The sequence below is a fragment of the Achromobacter sp. FW305-C-28 genome, from assembly GCF_058783235.1.
Genome location: NZ_JBYSYL010000004.1, coordinates 1 through 18,075, shown reverse-complemented (window position 1 = coordinate 18,075; position 18,075 = coordinate 1). Strand labels below are relative to the sequence as shown.

The window sequence follows — 18,075 nt, the reverse complement described above, 5'->3', positions numbered from 1 at the left end:
ACTGCCCGGCGCGTGGTGGCCGGCGTGCGCCCAGCCACTTACTGATAGCGTTCGCGATAGCCCACCGGCGACATGCCGCAGTACTTGTTGAAGATGTCGCGAAACGCCTTGGTGTCGTTGTAGCCGACTTCGTACATGACTTCGGCCACGCTCTTGCGTGAGCTTTCCAGGCGCTTCTTGGCGGCCTCGACGCGCACGCGCTGGACGTATTCGACGATGCTGTTGCCAGTGGCCTGGCGAAAACGCCTTTCAAGCGTGCGCCGGCCCATGGCGTGGCGGTCGGCCAGGTCTTCGACGGTGATCTTTTCGGTGTAGCGGGTTTCGATTTCGTCCTGCACCGCGCGCACGACCTGATCGGCATGGGACTTGTGGCCCATGAACACCGAGAACGGCAGCTGGCTCTGGCGGCTCCAGTCGAGCTGGAAGTACTTGGCGCACCAGATGGCGGTGTCGCGGTCGGTGTATTTTTCGATCAGGTGCAGCACCAGGTGCGCGGCCGAAAATGCGCCGCCGCTGGTGTAGATGCCGTTTTCGGCCATGACCACGCGGTCGCTGGACCACTGCACCGACGGGAACAGGCTGGCATAGAGATCGCGCGCCACCCAATGCACCACCGCCTGCTGGCCGTCGAGCAGGCCGCCGGCCGCCAGCAGCGCCGCCCCCATGCACAGGCTGGCGACTTCGCCGCCCTGGCGGTAATGGCCGGCCAGCCATTCGATCAGTTCACGGTTGGACAGCACGGCATCGGACACCGCGCCCAGCAGCGGCGGCACGATGCAGATGTCGATGCCCTGCGCCTGGTCGAGCACCAGGTCGGCCTGCACGGTGATGCGGCCGTCGTCCAGGCTGACCTGGCGCGTGGCGGCCAGCGTGCGCACCTGGAAGCGCGGTTCGCGCTTCTGCGCGGCCAGGTATTCGTTGGCCACCAGGAAGCCATGCCGGGCGGTTTCCAGCGAAGCGATATTGGCGCCGCCGGGCAGCAGGAACGCGATGTTTTTCATGCCGCCAAGCATACGCTTCAGACCTGTCGCAATCCACCCTGAAGATGTCGCAATTGCCTATCTGAAAGCGGCGCCGATCCCGATACAGTGGCATCTACCGGCAACGAGGCCGGTGCCGGTTTCCCGGGAGCAAGCGGGCCTTGGGCAGCCGCCTACAACAACATGGCAAGAAGGAGCATCTGATGGAACAGTACATAGACGGTTACCTGTTGAGCGTGCCCAAGGCGAACCTGGAGGCGTACAGGAAAATGGCCGACACCGCCGGCTCGATCTGGCTGGAATACGGCGCGCTGGAGTTCCGCGAATGCGTGGCGGACGACATCGACGGCGAAGGCTTCGGTTCGTTCAGCGCCGCGGCCGGCACGCGCGAAGGCGAAACGGTCGTGTTCTCGTGGATCGCCTTTGCCAGCAAGGCCGAGCGCGACCGCATCAACGCCAAGGTCATGGCCGACCCGCGCCTGGCGAACATGTCCTGCGAGGGCGTGTTCGATTTCAAGCGCATGTGCTGGGGCGGCTTTGCCACGTTAGTGGCCAAGGTGGCCCCGCGATAAAAAAAAACCGGGCGCGCTGTCGATTCTGGCGCCGCCCGTTCGTCGTAGAACAAGAGCAGGCTGAGGGTCAACCGGCGGCCTACTTGGCAGTAGCTATCCCGACTACATCCCCAACGATACACGGAGACACACCATGGCAACCCCCGCAAGCAAGGCGATTCCCGACGGCATGCACACCCTGACCCCGCACATCGTGTGCGAGGGCGCGTCGGACGCGATCGCGTTCTACAAGAAGGCATTCAACGCCCAGGAGCTCACGCGCCTGCCCGGCCCCAACGGCAAGGTGATGCACGCGGCCATCCGCATCGGCGACTCGGTCCTGATGCTGATGGATGATTTTCCCGAATGGGGCAGCCTGGGCCCCAAGGCGCTCAAGGGCTCGCCCGTGACGCTGCACCTGTACGTGCAGGATGCGGACGCCGCCATCGAACAGGCGGTGGCGGCCGGCGCCCAGTTGGCGATGCCCGCTGCGGATATGTTCTGGGGCGACCGCTACGGCCAGGTGATGGACCCGTTCGGCCACCGCTGGTCGCTGGCTACCCACAAGCAGGACCTGACGCCCGAGGAAATCCAGCAGAACATGGCCAAGATGGGCGAGATGAGCGGCTGCGGCGATCCGGCGCAGAAAAAGGGCTGATGGCGATGCGGTGGCGCGGCGCCGGCCGGTCGGCTTGACCGATCCGGCCTGGCCCGTCGCGTTGCCAATCGAACGCGACCATGCCGTGGTGCGGCGAGCTGTCCGGCCTGCCCCCCAGGTCACCGGACCGCCCCCGCGCCCCCCCCCTCAGGCCTTGTACGGCCCCAGGAAATCCAGCTTGCCGATCGCTACCCCGGCATGGCGCAGGATGTCGTAGGCGGTCGTGACGTGGAAATAGAAGTTCGGCAGCGCGAACGTCAGCAGGTAGGCATCGCCCTGGAATTCGGGCTTGAAGTCGCCGAAGCTGAGCGTGACCTTGCGGCTCTCTGCGCCGTCGAGCTTGTCGGCCGGCACCGATTGCAGGTAGGCGATGGTGTCGGCCACGCGCTTTTGCAGCTGTTCGAACGTGGCTTCCTCGTCGGGAAACTTGGGCGATTCGACCTGCGACAGGCGCTGCACGGCAAACTTGGACGCATCGCTGGCGCGCTGCACCTGGCCCGACAGCGGGTACATGTCGGGGGCCAGACGCGCATTGACGAGTTCGGCCGGATCGATACCGTTGGCGGCCGCGTGGGCGGCGCCCTTTTCCAGCAGCGTGGCCAGCACGGTCAGGCCGCGGATGAAGACAGGCACGCTGGCCTGGTACATGGACAAAGACATGATGTTTTTCCGAAAGACATGATCGGCCGACGCCGGACGTGGCGCCGGATTTCCGAGCGTGCGGCGATGTTAGCGCCCGGTGCTTTCAAGCGGCCGGCGATGGCCGCGACAACTCCATTCCCGATTCCGGAACAATAGCGCCATTGCCGGCCCGGCGCAGGGGTTTCGCATGACGATGCATGCCCGTTACTGCGCGATCGCGACGCGGCGCTGGCCCTGGAAAAACCGCCAGATCAACGCCGAGGCATCCGGGCCGCTGCGGGCGTGGTAGCGCACCGACGCGTCGCCGCCGCTCCAGGCATGCTCGACCCGGGTGATCTCGCACAGCCGCAGCACGGTCTTGCGGCCCCGCACCAGGTCGACGCGGCGATAGGCCTTTTCCGTGCCCAGCCCCAGCACGCGCTCGACCGGCAAGTCTTCAGCGCCCAGGCCGTTCAAGGCGCGGAACTGTTCGAACAGTTGCTTGGCGTTGCGCGGCGCGACAGCCGGGTCCATCTGCCCTTGCAGGATCATGGCGGGCATGCCCAGCTGGAACACGGCCGGATCCGCCACGCTCTGCACCAGCGGCAAGAGCGGCTTGACCGAGCCGCGCCGCATCGTGGAAAGCCCCGCCGCCGCGGTATGCGCATCGCCCACCACCGGCCCCGAATGCATCGCCACCGCGGCAATCAACGCGGGATGGCGCAGGGCCACCAGCGCGGCCATGCTGGCGCCGGCCGACAGGCCGGCGATATAGACGCGTTCGGGGTCCAGGCCGTGGCGCGCCACTTCGGACTGGATCAGCGCGGCGATCAGGTCGGCATCGGCCCCGCCGTGCAGCGCGTCGGGCTGGAACCAGCGCCAGCAACGCTGCACCTGCCGGGTCATGGACTGCTGCGGATACAGCACCATGAAACCGCCGGCATCCGCCCATTGGTTCATGCGCGAGCCGCGCGCGAAGGCCAGCGCCGTCTGGCGGCAGCCGTGCAGCATCACCACCAGGGGCATGCCCTGGCGCGTTGCGGTGGCGGGGGTGTAGCGGGCGAAGGTCAGGCGCCGGCCCAGCGCATCGGAGAACTGCCGCGAGGCCTCCCAGCGGCCGGCGCCCAGGCTGGACGCAGCAGAAGCGGCGGTCTTGGCCGCCTGCCGCGCCACGGCGGCCTTGCGCGCCGACACGGTGCGCTTGCGAGCGGCTTTGGGGGCCGCCATGCGCAATGCCGCGCGCTGGAGTTTGCTGAATTTTTTTGCGGCGTTGAAAAACAAGCTGGTAAAACTGCGCGCCATTGTCAGGCCTCTGCCAGTAAACCTCTTTTAACTCCACGACGACGTTTGAAAACCACCTGGCCGCACCGTGCGGCCCGCCGACTGCCGCGTCCGCGGGAGCGGACGCCAATGCCCTGGAATCCGCCGGATCAGAACCGGCCGGATTGAATCGCGGCGCTGCTGGTCAGAAGGTCCAGACAGGACACCACTGCGACCACGATGGTCAGAATCGAAAGCACTTTGACGACTTTGTTGGTATCGGGTCGGGTCAACGTCGCGGTCATGCGCGTGACGATATAAGCCCCAACCATCAGGCCAATTGCCGGAATCATAAGTGCCTCCCCTTCAAGAGTCTGTGCGGGCCCGCCGGATGCGTCGCCCGTCGTTAACGCGGTAAGCCGCCCAATCGCCGCCTCTGTCGGGCAAGCTGATTAGCGTGTGAAATGTATCACACAGTAACTTAACCCCGCAGCATTTCGGATGACGGCAGGACGACGCGCTTGCACCAGATCAAGCCCGGCACTTGTTCGGACCGATGCCGCTTGAGGCTGCGGCCCAAAACGCCTATGGTAGAAACCCTAATCTTCAATTCCAGCATCGTCCTTGCCGCAAACCATGTTCCCGAACGACCGCCGCCAGACCCTGGGCGAAGAAATCGCCAACACCATCAGCCACGGTCTGGGCGCGGCCGGCGCGCTGGCCGCCGCCCCCATTCTCATCATTGCGGCCGTGCGCCAGGGCGACGCCGCCTTCATCGCGGGCGCCGCGGTGTTTGCCGCCACCATGTGCCTGCTGTACCTGGCGTCCACCATCTATCACGCCCTGCCCGACAACCGCGCCAAGCGCCTGTTCAACGTGCTGGACCACTCGGCCATCTACCTGCTCATTGCCGGCACCTACACGCCGTTCGCGCTGGGCGCCCTGCGCGGGCCGTGGGGCTGGACGCTGTTCGGGCTGGTCTGGGGCATGGCGCTGCTGGGAGTGGGCCTCAAAGCCAGCAAGCGCCTGAACCGCCCCGCCGTGTCCACCGGCCTGTACCTGGCCATGGGCTGGCTGGTCATCATCGCCGTCAAACCGCTGCTCGAACTCGTGCCCACCGGCGGCCTGTGGTGGCTGGTCGCGGGCGGGCTGGCCTATACCGGCGGCGTGGTGTTCTTCGTCTTCGACAACCGCTGGCGCTACAGCCACTTCATCTGGCACCTGTTCGTGCTGGCGGGCACGGTGTGCCATTTCTTTGCGGTGCTTTGGTATGCGGCGTAGGGGTGCGACGGGACACCCTTGCCAACAAGCACCCCGAGCGGGTGCTTTTTTACGCCCGCGATGAACGCCGCGCCGCCCCCGGTTCAGGCATGGCGAGCAGGCCGCGTTTCATCAGGCCGCGCATGCCGGGTATCAGCAGGCTGCCGGCAAAGGCCAGGTCGCGCCACAGGCCGGGGCCTGACGCCTGAAAGCATGGCGTCAGCGCGCGGCTCAGGGTCTGGTACAGGCGTGACGGCGTGAGGCGGCTGCGCGCGTATTGGGCGGGGCCGTCCGCGGCGCCGTGCTGGTTGACCGCCCGCGCCAGCGCCAGTGCGTCCAGCACCGCCAGCGTGGTGCCCAGCCCAAGTTGCGGGCTCATGGCGTGGGCGGCATCGCCCACCGCGCAGTAGGGGCCGCTAGCCAGGGCGCGAGGCCAGCTGTGGCGGTAGGTCGCCACCGCCAGGTCATCGTGGGCGGTGACCTGGCTAACCACCGGCTCGGCCTCGGGCCAAAGCTGCAACAGACGGGCTTTCCAGGCGGCAATGGGCGCGGCGCGCCAGGCCGGCAAGGCGTCGTGGCGGATGCTCCAGAAGAGCGACAGGCGCACGCCCTGCGGCCCCAGGTCCGTCGGCAGCAAGCCCATCATTTCGCGGGTGCCGGCAAAGCGTTGCAGCAGTTGCGAGGCGCCGGCCCATTCTGGCACCCAGAACTGGCCCCACAGCGCGCCCCAGCGATAGACGCTCGAGCGGGCCGCCAGCCCCACCTGTTCGCGCAGCGCGGACGCGGCGCCGTCGGCCACCACGAACAGGTCGAAGGTCGATTCGCCGCCTGCGTGGCGCACGCGGGCGCGGCCCTGCGCGGTGTCCAGGCGTTCCACCGGACAGCCGAAGGAAAACTGCGCGCCGGCGCGTTGGGCGGCGTCGAACAGCACGCCGCCCAACGCGGCGCGGTTGACGGCGCGCGCGCCGTCGCCCACGTAATCGATATCCACCACGCGCCAGCCGCGATGCGACACGCCCAGCAGCCGGTCGATGGGCGCGCCGACGTTCAACGCCGCGATATCCACGCCCAGCGCCTGCAAGCCGCGCACGCCGGGCGGCTGCAGCAAGAGACCCGCGCCCAGGGTGGTGAAGCCCTGGTGCTTTTCGAAGACCTGCACGCGATGCCCGGCGCGGGCCAGGGCCAGCGCGGTGGCCAGGCCGGCGCTGCCGGCGCCGGCGATGCCGATGGAAAGCGGGGAATGCGTGGACGACATGAACGCGGCGCCGTGTAGGGAAAGTGGGGGCATAGTACCAACGCGCGCAAGCTGTGCCGGGAGAAGGTTTCCCTGGACTGCCGTCATGCAGGCGCACTGCGCGTCGCGGATGACGTCCCCGCGCTGGGTTGCCCCTACTCCGCCCGCAGGTAACTCGTCGGCGGCCGCCCCAGCACGCGACGGAACATGGTGGAGAACGCGGCCGGGCTTTGGTAGCCGAAATCCAGCGCGATGGCGGTCACCGGTGCGCCGGCCGCCAGCCGGGCCAGCGCCAGTACCACGCAGGCGCGCTGGCGCCATTCCGAGAACGCCATGCCCGTCTGCTGGCGGAAATGGCGGCTGAAGGTGCGCGGGCTCATGTGCAGGCGTTCGGCCCAGGACTCGGGCGTCTGGCGCACGTCGGGCGCGGCGATGAAGGCGCGGCACAGGGGCGCCAGGCGCTTGTCGGGCGGTAGCGGAATGTGCAGCGGCAGCACGGCAGCGCGGTCCATCTCGTGCAGCAGCAGCGTGGCCAGCGCGCCGTCGCGGCCGGCCAGGTCGTAGCGCGGCGGCATGTCGACGGCTTCAAGCAGCAATTGGCGCAGCAGCGGCGACACGTCCACCACTTCGCAGGCCGCGCTGGCGGCGCGCACGGCGCCCGGCTCGATGTAGGCGCTGCGGGTACTGACATCCTGCATGCGGACCTGGTGCGCCACGCCGGCCGGGATCCAGACCGCGCGCTGCGGCGGCACCACCCAGTTGCCGTCGCGCGTGACCACGTGCATGACACCGGTGGCGCCATACAGCAACTGCGCGCGACGATGCGAGTGTGCAGGCAGCAGATGACCGGGCGGGTAGTCGTTGCCGATAGCGACGACCGTGCGGTCCAGACGGTCGTGCAGGTCGATGTGGGTATTGCGCATGGGCAGGCGGTTGGCCGAAACACGAACATTATTGTCCAATCCTCGAAAGCAGGCCACTGACGGCCGGCCTATCGTGATGTTTTCCCATCAAGGATGCAGACATGCTGTATGTGGTGTTGGCGCTGTTCGGCGCCCTGAGTGGCGTGACCACGGTGCTGTTCGGGTTTGGCGGCGGCTTCGTGGTGGTGCCGGTGTTGTACGGCGTGCTGACGGCCACGCATGGCGCCCAGGACGCCATCGGCCAGGCGGCGATGCACATCGCGGTGGCGACGTCCACCTGCGTGATGATCGTCAATTCCATTGCCGCCACCCGCAAGCACCAGCGCAACGGCAACATCGTGCGCGCCTATGTGTGGCCGCTGGCCGCCTTCATCGGCGTGGGTGCGCTGGTGGGCGCGTGGGCCGCCACGTCGGCCAGCGGCGACCTGGTGCGCTACGCCTTCATTGCCTACCTGGGCGTGACGATCCTGGACTGCCTGCTGCGCCAGGGCTTCATGGCGCACACGGACACGCAGGGGGCGCGGCCGCTGGGCCAGGGGGTGATCGTGGGCGGTGGCGTGGTGATCGGCGCGATCGCCACCTTCCTGGGCGTGGGCGGCAGCGTGATGACGGTGCCGCTCCTGCGCCGCCGGGGCCTGCCCATGGCCAAGGCCGCGGCCATGGCCAACCCGCTGACGCTGCCCGTGGCCATCGTGGGCACGCTGGCCTACATGGCGGCGGCGCGCGAACTGGCCGCGCCGCTGGCGCCGTGGATCGTCGGCTATGTCGACCTGCTGGCATTCGCCGCGCTGGCGCTGGGTTCGCTGGCGGGTATCCGGCTGACGGCGCCGCTGATTCCGCGCATTCCCGACCGGCTGCATGCCCGCGTGTATGTGCTGCTGTTGGTTTTGGTGATGGTGAGCATGGTGCTGGCGTAGGATGGGGGCAGGCCCTGATGCCCTATGATCCTGGCTGCGCGCCGTCGGTCATCAAGATGGCTGACGGCCTGGCACGATTGCCCGCGCCATGCCCCCTGGCGCCTCGATTCCAGGGACCTTGGCGCATCGATTTTCCCTTGCCCCTGACACCGTGAATCCACTACCCGACGCCTACGCGCCTTTCGTCCTGACCGGCCGCATCGCCCAGCGCGTGCTGCGGCTGCCGGTGGAAGTTGGGGCGGCCCATGTCGGGGCGGTACACACCGCCGCGCCCCCGGCCGCGGCTGGTGTTGCGATAACGCTCGCCGCACAGCGCCGCCATGCCGAATACCCGGCCGGACGCGACCTGGCCGCCACGCTGCTGGCGGGGTTGGGCGCGCAGACGCTACGGGTAGGCACCGACGCAGACCGCGCACCGGTCTGGCCCGACGGTTTCACAGGTTCGATCAGCCACAGCCGGCAGTTGCTGGCGGTGGCCGTGGGCCGCGTTGAAGACACGCGCGGCCTGGGCATCGACCTGGAGGCCATCGCCAATGCCGACGAACGGGAAGCCATCGAATCCGTCTGCATGGTGCCGGAAGAACACGCGCTGGTCGGCAATGCGCTGCCCCGCGCGGACTGGGCCACGCTGGTGTTCTCGGCCAAGGAAGCCTTCTACAAGTGCCAGTTCCCGCTGACGCGCTGCCCGCTGGAATTCGGCGACCTGGCCGTGATGCACGCGGACGTGTCCGCACAGCGGCTGGTGCTGCGCTTGCAGCGCGACGCCGGGCCGGATTTCCGGCGGGGCCAGTCGTTTCATTGTGGCTATCGCTATGGCCAGGGACACGTGTACACGGCGGTGCAATTGGCGCCGTAAGGCCGCACAGCCGACATCTGCCCTGCGATCCGCTTTCCTAATGTCACGAAGTTGCGGGCAAAACGTTTCCACGGCATGCCCGGGGCGCTTCCCCCGTGCAGACCCCGCAGCACTGTGGTCGGCCGACACAGGAAAACACATTGCGAAACTTGAACCCTCCCCGGACCGGTTGTCATCATGGCCAGACACTTACCCGGAACCAGGAGGATTTTTTATGCAGCGTTCCAAGACCGCAATCCTATCGGCCGTGCTCGCGGCGGCCGCGTTGTCCGGTGCCCCTGCCTTGGCGCAAAACGCCCCGGCCACCCAGACCCCGCCACAGACTCAGGCCGCCCCCCCGGCCGTGCAGCCGTCCGACCAGCAATTGCAACGCTTCGCGTCGGCGTCGCAGAAGGTGTCGGGCGTGGTGGACGAATACCGGCCCAAGGTCGAAGCCGCCAAGAGCGACGCGGCCAAGCAGAAGATCGTCCAGGAAGCCGACGCCAAGATGGTCAAGCTGGTGCAGGCGGACGGCCTGTCCGTCGAGGAATTCAACGGCATCGGCCGCGCCGTGCAGCAGGATCCGCAGCTCAAGCAGCGGCTGATGAGCATGGGCAAGGCCGGCGCAGCGGTGCAGTAAGTTCACGCGCCGCGGGGTTATCCTAGGCAGACCTTTCCCAGGACCGCCCAGGAGACCCCGCCTTGACCCCGGAACTCACCCTGTATGACCTGGCCGGCGCCGACCCGGCGCTGCGCTTTTCCCCGCATTGCTGGAAGACGCACCTGGCGCTGGCGCACAAAGGCCTGACGGCCCGCACCGTGCCGTGGCGCTTCACCGAAAAGGACGCCATCGCGTTCTCCGGCCAGAAGCTGGTGCCGGTGCTGGTGCACGAGCAGCACGTGGTCAGCGATTCCTGGCAGATCGCCTGCTACCTGGAAGACACGTTTGCCGAACGCCCTTCGCTCTTCGGTGGCGATACGGGCCGCGCGCTCAGCCTGTTCATCAACGGCTGGTCCGACACCACGCTGGTACCGGTGCTGGCGCGCCTGTTGCTGCCCGAGATCCACGGCCTGATCCGCGACGAAGACAAGGACTACTTCCGCACCACGCGCGAAAAGCGCTTTGGCCGCCTGGAAGACTTGCCGGCCGGCTACGCGGACCAGATCGCCGCCTTGCGCGCCGCGCTGCTGCCGCTGCGTCAGATGCTGGCGCGCCAGCCGTTCCTGGCGGGCGCGCAGCCGGCCTATGCGGACTACGCCGTGTTCGGCATGTTCATGTGGGCGCGCTGCACGAGCACGCTGGAACTGCTGGCCGAAGATGACCCGGTGCACGCCTGGCGCGAGCGCCTGCTCGACGCCCACGGCGGCCTGGCGCGCAATGCGCCGATGGCGGCCTGACAAAAAAAAGCGCGGTCCCCAAGACCGCGCCCTGCCCCATCAGGTCTTCAGGCGGTAGCCCGTCTTGAAGATCCAGCGCACCGCGATCATGCACACCACCAGGAACACCAGCGTCATGCCGACGCTGACGCTGGCGCTGACGTCCGACACGCCGTAGAACGCCCAGCGAAAGCCGCTGACCAGGTAGACCACCGGGTTGAACAGCGTGGCGGTCTGCCAGAACGGCGGCAGCATCTTGATGGAATAGAAGGTGCCGCCCAGGAAGGTGAGCGGCGTGATGATCATGAGCGGGATGATCTGCAGTTTCTCGAAGCCGTCGGCCCAGATGCCGATGATGAAGCCGAACAGGCTGAAGGTGACGGCGGTGAGCACCAGGAAGCCGAGCATCCAGAACGGATGCACGATCTCGAACGAGACGAACAGCCGGGCCGTGGCCAGCATGATCAGCCCCAGCAGGATGGACTTGCTGGCTGCCGCGCCCACGTAGCCGGCCACGATTTCCATATACGAGATCGGCGCCGAGTGGATCTCGTAGATGGTGCCGGAAAAGCGCGGCATGTAGATGCCGAACGAGGCGTTGGCGATGCTTTGCGTCAACAGCGACAGCATGATCATGCCGGGCACGATGTAGGCGCCGTAGCTGACCCCGTCGATGTCGACCATGTGCGAGCCGATGGCCGAGCCGAACACCACGAAATACAGCGACGTGGAAATCACCGGCGACAGCACGCTTTGCATCAGCGTGCGCCAGGCGCGGGCCATTTCAAACAGATAGATGGCGCGGATTGCGTAGAAATTCATGATTGGGCGGTCACCAGGCTGACGAAGATTTCCTCGAGCGAGCTTTCGGAAGAATTGAGGTCGGTGAATTCGATGCCGAGTTCGCTCAGATGGCGCAGCAGGGCCGAGATTTCACCGCCGCCGTGGTTGTCGTAGGTGTAGACCAGTTTGTGGCCGTTGTCGGACAGGTCCAGCTGGAAGGCATCCAGCGCCGTGGGAATGCCCGGCAGCGGCGCCTTGAGCGTCAGGGTCAGGCGGCGCTTGCCCAGCTTGGCCATGAGCTCGTTCTTTTCTTCGACCAGGATGATCTCGCCCTTGCGGATCACGCCGATGCGGTCGGCCATTTCCTGGGCTTCTTCGATGTAGTGGGTGGTGAGGATGATGGTGACGCCGCTTTCGCGCAGGCGCCGCACCATTTCCCACATGCCGCGCCGCAGTTCGACGTCGACGCCGGCGGTGGGTTCGTCCAGGAACAGGATCTTGGGTTCGTGCGACAGCGCCTTGGCGATCATGACGCGGCGCTTCATGCCGCCGGACAGGGCCATGATGCGGCTGTCTTTCTTGTCCCACAACGACAGATCGCGCAGCACCTTTTCGATGTAGGCGGGGTTGGCCGGCTTGCCGAACAGGCCGCGGCTGAAGGTGACCGTGTTCCAGACGCTTTCGAAGGCGTCGGTGGAGATTTCCTGCGGCACCAGGCCGATGGCGGCGCGCGCCGCGCGATACTGCGACACGATGTCGTGGCCGTCGGCCAGCACCCGGCCTTCGGTCGGGTTGACGATGCCGCAGATGATGCTGATAAGGGTGGTCTTGCCCGCGCCGTTAGGCCCGAGCAGCGCGAAGATCTCGCCGCGCTGGATGTCCAGGTCGACGCTCTTGAGCGCCTGGAACCCCGAGGCGTACCGTTTGGATAGACCCTGTACTGAAATGACCGGCTGCACTCTGGCTCCCAGCGTGATGGACAACCCTGGATTTTACCTTCCCGGCCAGCCGGGCTTGTTCGCCCCAGCAGAACGGTGTGTTTGATAAATGCGATAAACGGCCAGAGCTGCCTTACACTCTTGTGCACACAAAAAGGGGCGAAACAGCCCCGAACCAGGGGACCGGGCCGCCAGGCGCCCGGTGAATCGATATGTTCGCGGACCTGAAACACCTGTCGCACCATGCCGCCTGGCGGCGCCAGCTGGAAATGCTGCTGGAATCCGCCGGGGAAGGCATCTACGGCATCGACCTGCGCGGGCGCTGCATCTTCATCAACGGCGCGGGCGCGGCCATGCTGGGCTACACCCCGGACGAGGTGGTGGGGCGCAACATGCACTACCTGATCCACCATTCCCACGCCGACCGCACGCTGATGCCGGTGCACGACTGCCGCATCTTCAAGGCATTTCGAGACGGCCGCGGCGAACGGGTGGACGACGAGGTGCTGTGGCGGCGCGACGGCTCGTGCTTTGACGCCCAGTACGCGTCCTACCCCATCCGCAACGACGACGACGTGGTGGGCGCGGTGGTGACGTTTTCGGACATCACCGCGCGCAAGCGCATCGAACGCGAGCTGCATGGCACCCAGGCGCTGCTGGAAGCCCGGGTCGCGGCGCGCACGGCCGAACTGAGCGCCGCGCATGAGTCGCTGCGCAGCCTGTCGTCGCACCTGAGCACGCTGCGCGAAGAAGAACGCGCCCATATCGCCCGCAACATCCACGACGACCTGGGCGCGTCGTTCACCGCCTTGCAGCTGGACCTGAACTGGCTGCGCCGCCAACTGGCCGCGCAACCGCCGCTGCAAGCCCACCTGGACCGCATGCTGGACGTGACGCAGACCGCCATGGACGCCACCCGCCGCATCCTGAACGACCTGCGCCCCGTGGTGCTGGACCATCTGGGTCTGTGGGCCGCGCTGGAAACCCTGCTGCAGGACCTGCAGGCGCGCAGCGGGCTGCAATGCCGCTACCTGTGCCCGCCCGACACCGAGAGCCGCCGCCTGGCCCCCCCCGCCGAAATCGCCGTGTACCGCATCGTGCAGGAACTGCTGACCAATGTGCAGCGCCACGCCCGGGCGCGCAGCGTCAGCGTCAGCGCCACCTGGGGCGAAGACGGCCTGCTGCTGGCCGTGGAAGACGACGGCGTGGGCATGCAATTGCCCGAAACGCGCCAGACCTTCGGCATTCTGGGCATGCGCGAACGGGCTCGCGCCATCGGCGGCGACCTGGTGCTGGACAGCGCCCCGGGCGCCGGCATGCGCGCCCGCCTGCGCCTGAACCCACCCGCCTGAGACCACGACGCCATGGCCCTGAACCTGCTGATCGTCGACGATCACCTCATCATCCGCCGCGGCCTGGCCCGCATCCTGCTGGAAGACCCGCGCGTCGGCCAGGTGGACGAGGCCGCCGACGCCCCGTCTGCCCTGCGCGCGCTGCGGCAAGGCCGCTACGACGCCCTGGTGCTGGACGTGGCGCTGGGCGAACGCGACGGCCTGGACGTGCTCAAGACCGTGCGCGCCGACTACCCCGGGCTGGGCGTGGTGATGCTGTCCGTGTACCCGGAATCCCAGTTCGCGGTGCGGGCGCTGCGGGCCGGCGCCCATGCCTACCTGAACAAGGGCTGCGACCCCGACGAATTGCTGGCCGCCCTGGTCAATGCCGCGGCCGGCAGGATGTACGTCACCCCCGCCGTGGCCGAACTGCTGGCACATACGGTGCGCCAGGACAGCACGCGGCCGCCACACGAGCTGCTGTCCAACCGTGAATTCCAGGTGCTGCAACTGCTGGTGGCCGGCAAATCGGTCTCGGCCATCGGCGAGCAGCTGGCCCTGTCGGTGAACACCATTTCGACCTACCGCGCCCGCATCTTCGAAAAGCTGGGCGTGCGCACGCTGGTGGAACTGGTGGCCTACGCCAATACGCACCAGCTGGGTGCCCGCTGACGCGCCACGCACCGCCTTGGCGCCAGACTCGCACCGTGTAGTGATTGCCCTACACGCATATGGTTGAACCGGCGATACCGGCTGCCCGCGGCCGGCGCCAAGATGAAGGCCTTCCCCATTCCGGAGGCTTCCATGTCCCTGTTCAGCAACCCGTTCGATCCCGGCAGCCGACTGGCCTGCGGCTGCGGCCGCCATGCGTCCCAGGCCGAGCACGCGCGCGCCCAGGGCGGCGCGGTGCTGGACGCCGCCGCGGACAGCGCCGTGGAAAATGCGGTAGAAAATGCCGTGATGCGCGCCCTGTTCCCGCAGGACGCGCTGCGCCGCCGCTTCCTGCGCGCCGTCGGCAGCGGCACGGCCCTGGCCGCCGTCGCATCGCTGTTCCCGCTGGCCGCCGCCAAAGAAGCCTTTGCGCAGTCGACCGGGCCGCTGGAAAAGCAGAAGCTGAAGGTGGGCTTCATTCCCATCACCTGCGCCACGCCCATCATCATGGCGCATCCCATGGGCTTCTACGGCAAGCAGGGGCTGGACGTGGAAGTCGTCAAGACGGCCGGCTGGGCCCTGATCCGCGACAAGGCGATGTCCGGCGAGTACGACGCCGCCCACATGCTGTCGCCGATGCCGCTGGCCATTTCGCTGGGGGTCGGCGCCAGCCGCGCGGTGCCCTGGACCATGCCCGCCGTGGAAAACATCAACGGCCAGGCCATCACGCTGTCAATGAAGCACAAGGACCGGCGCGACCCCAAGGACTGGAAGGGTTTCAAGTTCGCCGTACCGTTCGACTATTCGATGCACAACTACCTGTTGCGCTACTACCTGGCCGAGCACGGGCTGGACCCCGACACCGACGTGCAGATCCGCTCGGTGCCGCCGCCCGAGATGGTGGCCAACCTGCGCGCGGACAATATCGACGGCTTCCTGGCGCCGGACCCCGTCAACCAGCGCGCGGTGTACGACGGCGTGGGCTTCATCCACACGCTGTCCAAGGCGATCTGGGACGGCCATCCGTGCTGCGCGTTCTCGGCCAGCCGGGAATTCGTGACCACCCAGCCCAACACCTACCAGGCACTGCTCAAGGCCATCATCGAGGCCACCGCCTACGCCCGTAATCCGGCGAACCGCAAGGAAATCGCCACCGCCATCGCCGCGCCCAATTACCTGAACCAGCCCGTCACCGTGGTGGAACAGGTGCTGACCGGCACCTACGCCGACGGCCTGGGCAAGGTGTTGACGGACCCGGCCCGCATCGATTTCGATCCGATGCCGTGGGGCTCGTTCGCCGTCTGGATCCTGACGCAGATGAAGCGCTGGGGCCAGATCAAGGGCGACATCGACTACCAGAAGGTCGCCCGCGAGGTGTTCCTGGCGACCGACGCGGTGCGCCTGATGCGCGAGGCCGGGCTGACCCCGCCCGCGCAAACCGACAAGACCTTCAGCGTGATGGGCAAGCCCTTCGACCCCAGCCAGCCCGAGGCCTACCTGGCCGGTTTCAAGATCCGGAGAACCTGATGCAGGCCGTGCAACCCTGGCGGGCGACGTTCCTGTCCGTCGTGCTGTTCCTGGCGTTCCTGCTGCTGTGGCACGCCGCGACCCGGCCCGCGGCGGGCGCGGCGACAGTCGACCCGGCCTACGCCGCGCTGGTCGGCAACGCCGCGGCCAGCGGTTCGAAAACGCCCTTTCCCGGCCCGGCCGAGGTCGGCGCCAAGCTGTGGCAACACCTGCAAGACCCGTTCTACGATCGCGGCCCGAACGACAAGGGCATCGGCGTGCAGTTGGCGTATTCCGTGGCGCGGGTGCTGACGGGCTTTGGCCTGGCGGCCCTGGTGGCGATACCGCTGGGATTCCTGATCGGCATGTCCCGAACCGTGTACCGCGCGTTCGACCCGTTCATCCAGGTGCTCAAGCCGATCTCGCCGCTGGCCTGGATGCCGCTGGCGCTCTACACCATCAAAGACGCCGACACCTCGGCCATCTTCGTGATCTTCATCTGCTCGCTCTGGCCGATGCTGGTGAACACGGCGTTCGGCGTGGGCGCGGTGCGGCAGGACTGGCTGAACGTGGCGCGCACGCTGGAAGTGACGCGGCTGCGCACCGCCCTGCAAGTGATCTTGCCCGCGGCCGCGCCGACCATCATGACGGGCATGCGCATTTCGGTCGGCATCGCCTGGCTGGTCATCGTGGCCGCCGAGATGCTGATCGGCGGCACCGGCATCGGCTACTTCGTGTGGAACGAATGGAACAACCTGTCGATTGCCAACATCATCTGCGCCATCCTGTTCATCGGCCTGATCGGCATGCTGCTGGACAACCTGCTGGCGCGCGCCGCGCGGCTGGTCAGCTATCGGGAATGAACGCCATGAGCCGACCTTTTCTGCAAGTGCAGGCGCTGGGCAAGCGCTACCCCGGGCGTAACGGCCAGCCCACGGCGCCGGTGTTCGAACAGATCGACTTCGGTATCGAACAGGGCCAGTTCGTCTGCGTGATCGGCCATTCGGGCTGCGGCAAGACCACCATCCTGAACATCCTGGCCGGCATCGACGAGGCCAGCGAAGGCGTGGTCATCATGGACGGGCGCGAGATTGCCGGGCCGTCGCTGGCGCGCGGCGTCGTGTTCCAGGCGCATGCCCTCCTGCCGTGGCTGACCGCGTTGCAGAACGTGGAATTCGGCGTGCGTTCGCGCTGGCCGGCCTATCGTCGCGAGCAGGTGCGCGAGCACAGCCTGCGCTACCTGGCCATGGTGGGCCTGGCGCATGCCGCCGACAAGAAACCGTGCGAACTGTCGGGCGGCATGAAGCAGCGCGTGGGCATCGCCCGGGCCTTTGCCATCCAGCCGCGGATGCTGTTGCTGGACGAGCCCTTCGGCGCGCTGGACGCGCTGACCCGCGGCACCATCCAGGACGAGCTGCGCGCCATCGTCCAGGACACCCGCCAGACCGTCTTCATGATCACGCACGACGTGGACGAAGCCATTTTGCTGTCCGACCGCATCCTGCTGATGAGCGCGGGGCCGCATGCCCGCATCGCCGAGTCCGTCGACGTCGACCTGCCGCGCGGCCGGACCCGCGCCAGCCTGCACCACGAACCGCGTTATTACGACATTCGCAACCATCTCGTCGACTTCCTGGTCGACAAGGCTTCCCATAAGGAGTGAACCCCCATGATGTCCCGCGCCGAAGTCACCGAACTGGTCGTTACCCGCCGCCTGGAAAAAAAGCTGTCCTGGGCCGCCATTGCCGAGGCCGTCGGCCAGAGCAAGGAATGGACCACCGCCGCGCTGCTGGGCCAGATGACGCTGACCGAAGAGCAGGCCCTGGCCGCGGCCCGCGTGCTGGACCTGCCGGCCGATGCCGTGTTGCAGTTGCAGGTGGTGCCCTACAAGGGGTCCCTGCCCACGTCTGTACCGACCGACCCGCTGATCTACCGCTTCTACGAGTTGATCAACGTCTACGGCACCACCTTCAAGGCGCTGATCAACGAAGAATTCGGCGACGGCATCATGAGCGCCATCGATTTCAAGATGGACCTGACGCGCGAGGCCGACCCCAAGGGCGACCGGGTGCAGATCGTGATGAGCGGCAAGTTCCTGCCGTACAAGATGTATTGAGCAGGACGGGGCCGCATCGCGCGGCCCCGGGTCCACACGGGCGGGGGTTGCGCTGACTGACCTCCCCCCTAAAAGTTGGACAGTTGATAACTGGAAAATTCCGGCGAAACTAGCCCCCAGGAGGGCGTCGCCAT

Annotated in this window: 21 protein-coding genes; 13 read left to right on the top strand and 8 right to left on the bottom strand. The window is 67.1% G+C overall.

The annotated features are described in order from the left end of the window. Positions 1-38: 38 nt before the first annotated feature. The gene (locus AC3WMR_RS12175) at positions 39-1,013 is read right to left on the bottom strand and encodes a GlxA family transcriptional regulator (RefSeq protein ID WP_492265215.1); all 975 of its coding nucleotides are present in this window, start codon (positions 1,011-1,013) and stop codon (positions 39-41) included. 170 nt (positions 1,014-1,183) lie between these two features. Here AC3WMR_RS12175 and AC3WMR_RS12170 point away from each other — a divergent pair, with 170 nt between their 5' ends. Next, positions 1,184-1,552, top strand: coding sequence for a DUF1428 domain-containing protein (locus tag AC3WMR_RS12170; protein WP_492265214.1), 369 nt, complete (start codon positions 1,184-1,186; stop codon positions 1,550-1,552). A 133-nt stretch (positions 1,553-1,685) separates the two neighbouring features. Beyond that, on the top strand, positions 1,686-2,189 hold the full coding sequence (locus AC3WMR_RS12165; protein WP_492265213.1) for a VOC family protein: 504 nt from the start codon (positions 1,686-1,688) through the stop codon (positions 2,187-2,189). 147 nt (positions 2,190-2,336) lie between these two features. Here AC3WMR_RS12165 and AC3WMR_RS12160 read toward each other — a convergent pair whose 3' ends face one another. From AC3WMR_RS12160 to AC3WMR_RS12150, 3 genes are all read right to left on the bottom strand, one after another. Beyond that, complete coding sequence (locus AC3WMR_RS12160; protein WP_492265212.1) at positions 2,337-2,849, bottom strand: DUF1993 domain-containing protein; 513 nt, start codon at positions 2,847-2,849, stop codon at positions 2,337-2,339. A gap of 186 nt (positions 2,850-3,035) precedes the next feature. Continuing rightward, positions 3,036-4,037 (bottom strand): extracellular catalytic domain type 1 short-chain-length polyhydroxyalkanoate depolymerase, encoded by a 1,002-nt coding sequence (locus AC3WMR_RS12155; RefSeq protein WP_232786479.1) that lies wholly within the window; start codon positions 4,035-4,037, stop codon positions 3,036-3,038. A gap of 203 nt (positions 4,038-4,240) precedes the next feature. Further along, on the bottom strand, positions 4,241-4,423 hold the full coding sequence (locus AC3WMR_RS12150; RefSeq protein ID WP_492265211.1) for a hypothetical protein: 183 nt from the start codon (positions 4,421-4,423) through the stop codon (positions 4,241-4,243). A gap of 283 nt (positions 4,424-4,706) precedes the next feature. Between AC3WMR_RS12150 and trhA the strand changes: the two genes are divergently transcribed. Beyond that, a complete protein-coding gene (gene trhA, locus AC3WMR_RS12145; RefSeq protein ID WP_025135674.1) occupies positions 4,707-5,351 on the top strand; it encodes a PAQR family membrane homeostasis protein TrhA in 645 nt (214 codons plus the stop codon). Between the two features lie 49 nt (positions 5,352-5,400). Here trhA and AC3WMR_RS12140 read toward each other — a convergent pair whose 3' ends face one another. Then, on the bottom strand, positions 5,401-6,585 hold the full coding sequence (locus tag AC3WMR_RS12140) for an FAD-dependent oxidoreductase (RefSeq protein WP_492265210.1): 1,185 nt from the start codon (positions 6,583-6,585) through the stop codon (positions 5,401-5,403). A 134-nt stretch (positions 6,586-6,719) separates the two neighbouring features. After that, entirely contained in the window at positions 6,720-7,487 is a 768-nt protein-coding gene (locus tag AC3WMR_RS12135) for an AraC family transcriptional regulator (RefSeq protein ID WP_492265209.1), read from the bottom strand. Positions 7,488-7,588: 101 nt separating this feature from the next. Between AC3WMR_RS12135 and AC3WMR_RS12130 the strand changes: the two genes are divergently transcribed. From AC3WMR_RS12130 to AC3WMR_RS12115, 4 genes are all read left to right on the top strand, one after another. Continuing rightward, positions 7,589-8,404 (top strand): sulfite exporter TauE/SafE family protein, encoded by an 816-nt coding sequence (locus AC3WMR_RS12130; protein ID WP_492265208.1) that lies wholly within the window; start codon positions 7,589-7,591, stop codon positions 8,402-8,404. 151 nt (positions 8,405-8,555) lie between these two features. After that, the gene (locus AC3WMR_RS12125) at positions 8,556-9,260 is read left to right on the top strand and encodes a 4'-phosphopantetheinyl transferase family protein (protein WP_492265207.1); all 705 of its coding nucleotides are present in this window, start codon (positions 8,556-8,558) and stop codon (positions 9,258-9,260) included. Positions 9,261-9,474: 214 nt separating this feature from the next. Next, complete coding sequence (locus AC3WMR_RS12120) at positions 9,475-9,879, top strand: DUF4168 domain-containing protein (RefSeq protein ID WP_025135669.1); 405 nt, start codon at positions 9,475-9,477, stop codon at positions 9,877-9,879. Positions 9,880-9,941: 62 nt separating this feature from the next. Beyond that, on the top strand, positions 9,942-10,637 hold the full coding sequence (locus AC3WMR_RS12115) for a glutathione S-transferase family protein (RefSeq protein ID WP_492265206.1): 696 nt from the start codon (positions 9,942-9,944) through the stop codon (positions 10,635-10,637). A 39-nt stretch (positions 10,638-10,676) separates the two neighbouring features. On the opposite strand, the gene AC3WMR_RS12110 is transcribed toward AC3WMR_RS12115, so the two are convergent. Then, positions 10,677-11,438 carry an ABC transporter permease gene (locus tag AC3WMR_RS12110; protein WP_492265205.1) on the bottom strand — a complete coding sequence of 254 codons (762 nt, stop codon included), beginning with the start codon at positions 11,436-11,438 and terminating at the stop codon, positions 10,677-10,679. Continuing rightward, entirely contained in the window at positions 11,435-12,358 is a 924-nt protein-coding gene (locus tag AC3WMR_RS12105) for an ABC transporter ATP-binding protein (RefSeq protein WP_025135666.1), read from the bottom strand. The genes AC3WMR_RS12110 and AC3WMR_RS12105 overlap by 4 nt, the downstream gene beginning before the upstream one ends. A 191-nt stretch (positions 12,359-12,549) precedes the next feature. Here AC3WMR_RS12105 and AC3WMR_RS12100 point away from each other — a divergent pair, with 191 nt between their 5' ends. From AC3WMR_RS12100 to cynS, 6 genes are all read left to right on the top strand, one after another. Next, positions 12,550-13,689: a sensor histidine kinase gene (locus AC3WMR_RS12100; RefSeq protein ID WP_492265204.1), complete on the top strand. Its 1,140-nt coding sequence runs from the start codon at positions 12,550-12,552 to the stop codon at positions 13,687-13,689. A gap of 12 nt (positions 13,690-13,701) precedes the next feature. Continuing rightward, positions 13,702-14,340, top strand: a complete 639-nt coding sequence (locus tag AC3WMR_RS12095; protein WP_025135664.1) for a response regulator — start codon at positions 13,702-13,704, stop codon at positions 14,338-14,340. Positions 14,341-14,472: 132 nt separating this feature from the next. Then, complete coding sequence (locus tag AC3WMR_RS12090; RefSeq protein ID WP_492265203.1) at positions 14,473-15,846, top strand: CmpA/NrtA family ABC transporter substrate-binding protein; 1,374 nt, start codon at positions 14,473-14,475, stop codon at positions 15,844-15,846. Beyond that, positions 15,846-16,688: a nitrate ABC transporter permease gene (gene ntrB / locus AC3WMR_RS12085; protein ID WP_492265202.1), complete on the top strand. Its 843-nt coding sequence runs from the start codon at positions 15,846-15,848 to the stop codon at positions 16,686-16,688. The genes AC3WMR_RS12090 and ntrB overlap by 1 nt, the downstream gene beginning before the upstream one ends. A gap of 5 nt (positions 16,689-16,693) precedes the next feature. Then, complete coding sequence (locus tag AC3WMR_RS12080) at positions 16,694-17,488, top strand: ABC transporter ATP-binding protein (RefSeq protein ID WP_492265201.1); 795 nt, start codon at positions 16,694-16,696, stop codon at positions 17,486-17,488. A 9-nt stretch (positions 17,489-17,497) separates the two neighbouring features. Then, a complete protein-coding gene (cynS, locus tag AC3WMR_RS12075; protein ID WP_492265372.1) occupies positions 17,498-17,941 on the top strand; it encodes a cyanase in 444 nt (147 codons plus the stop codon). The last annotated feature ends 134 nt before the right edge of the window (positions 17,942-18,075 follow it).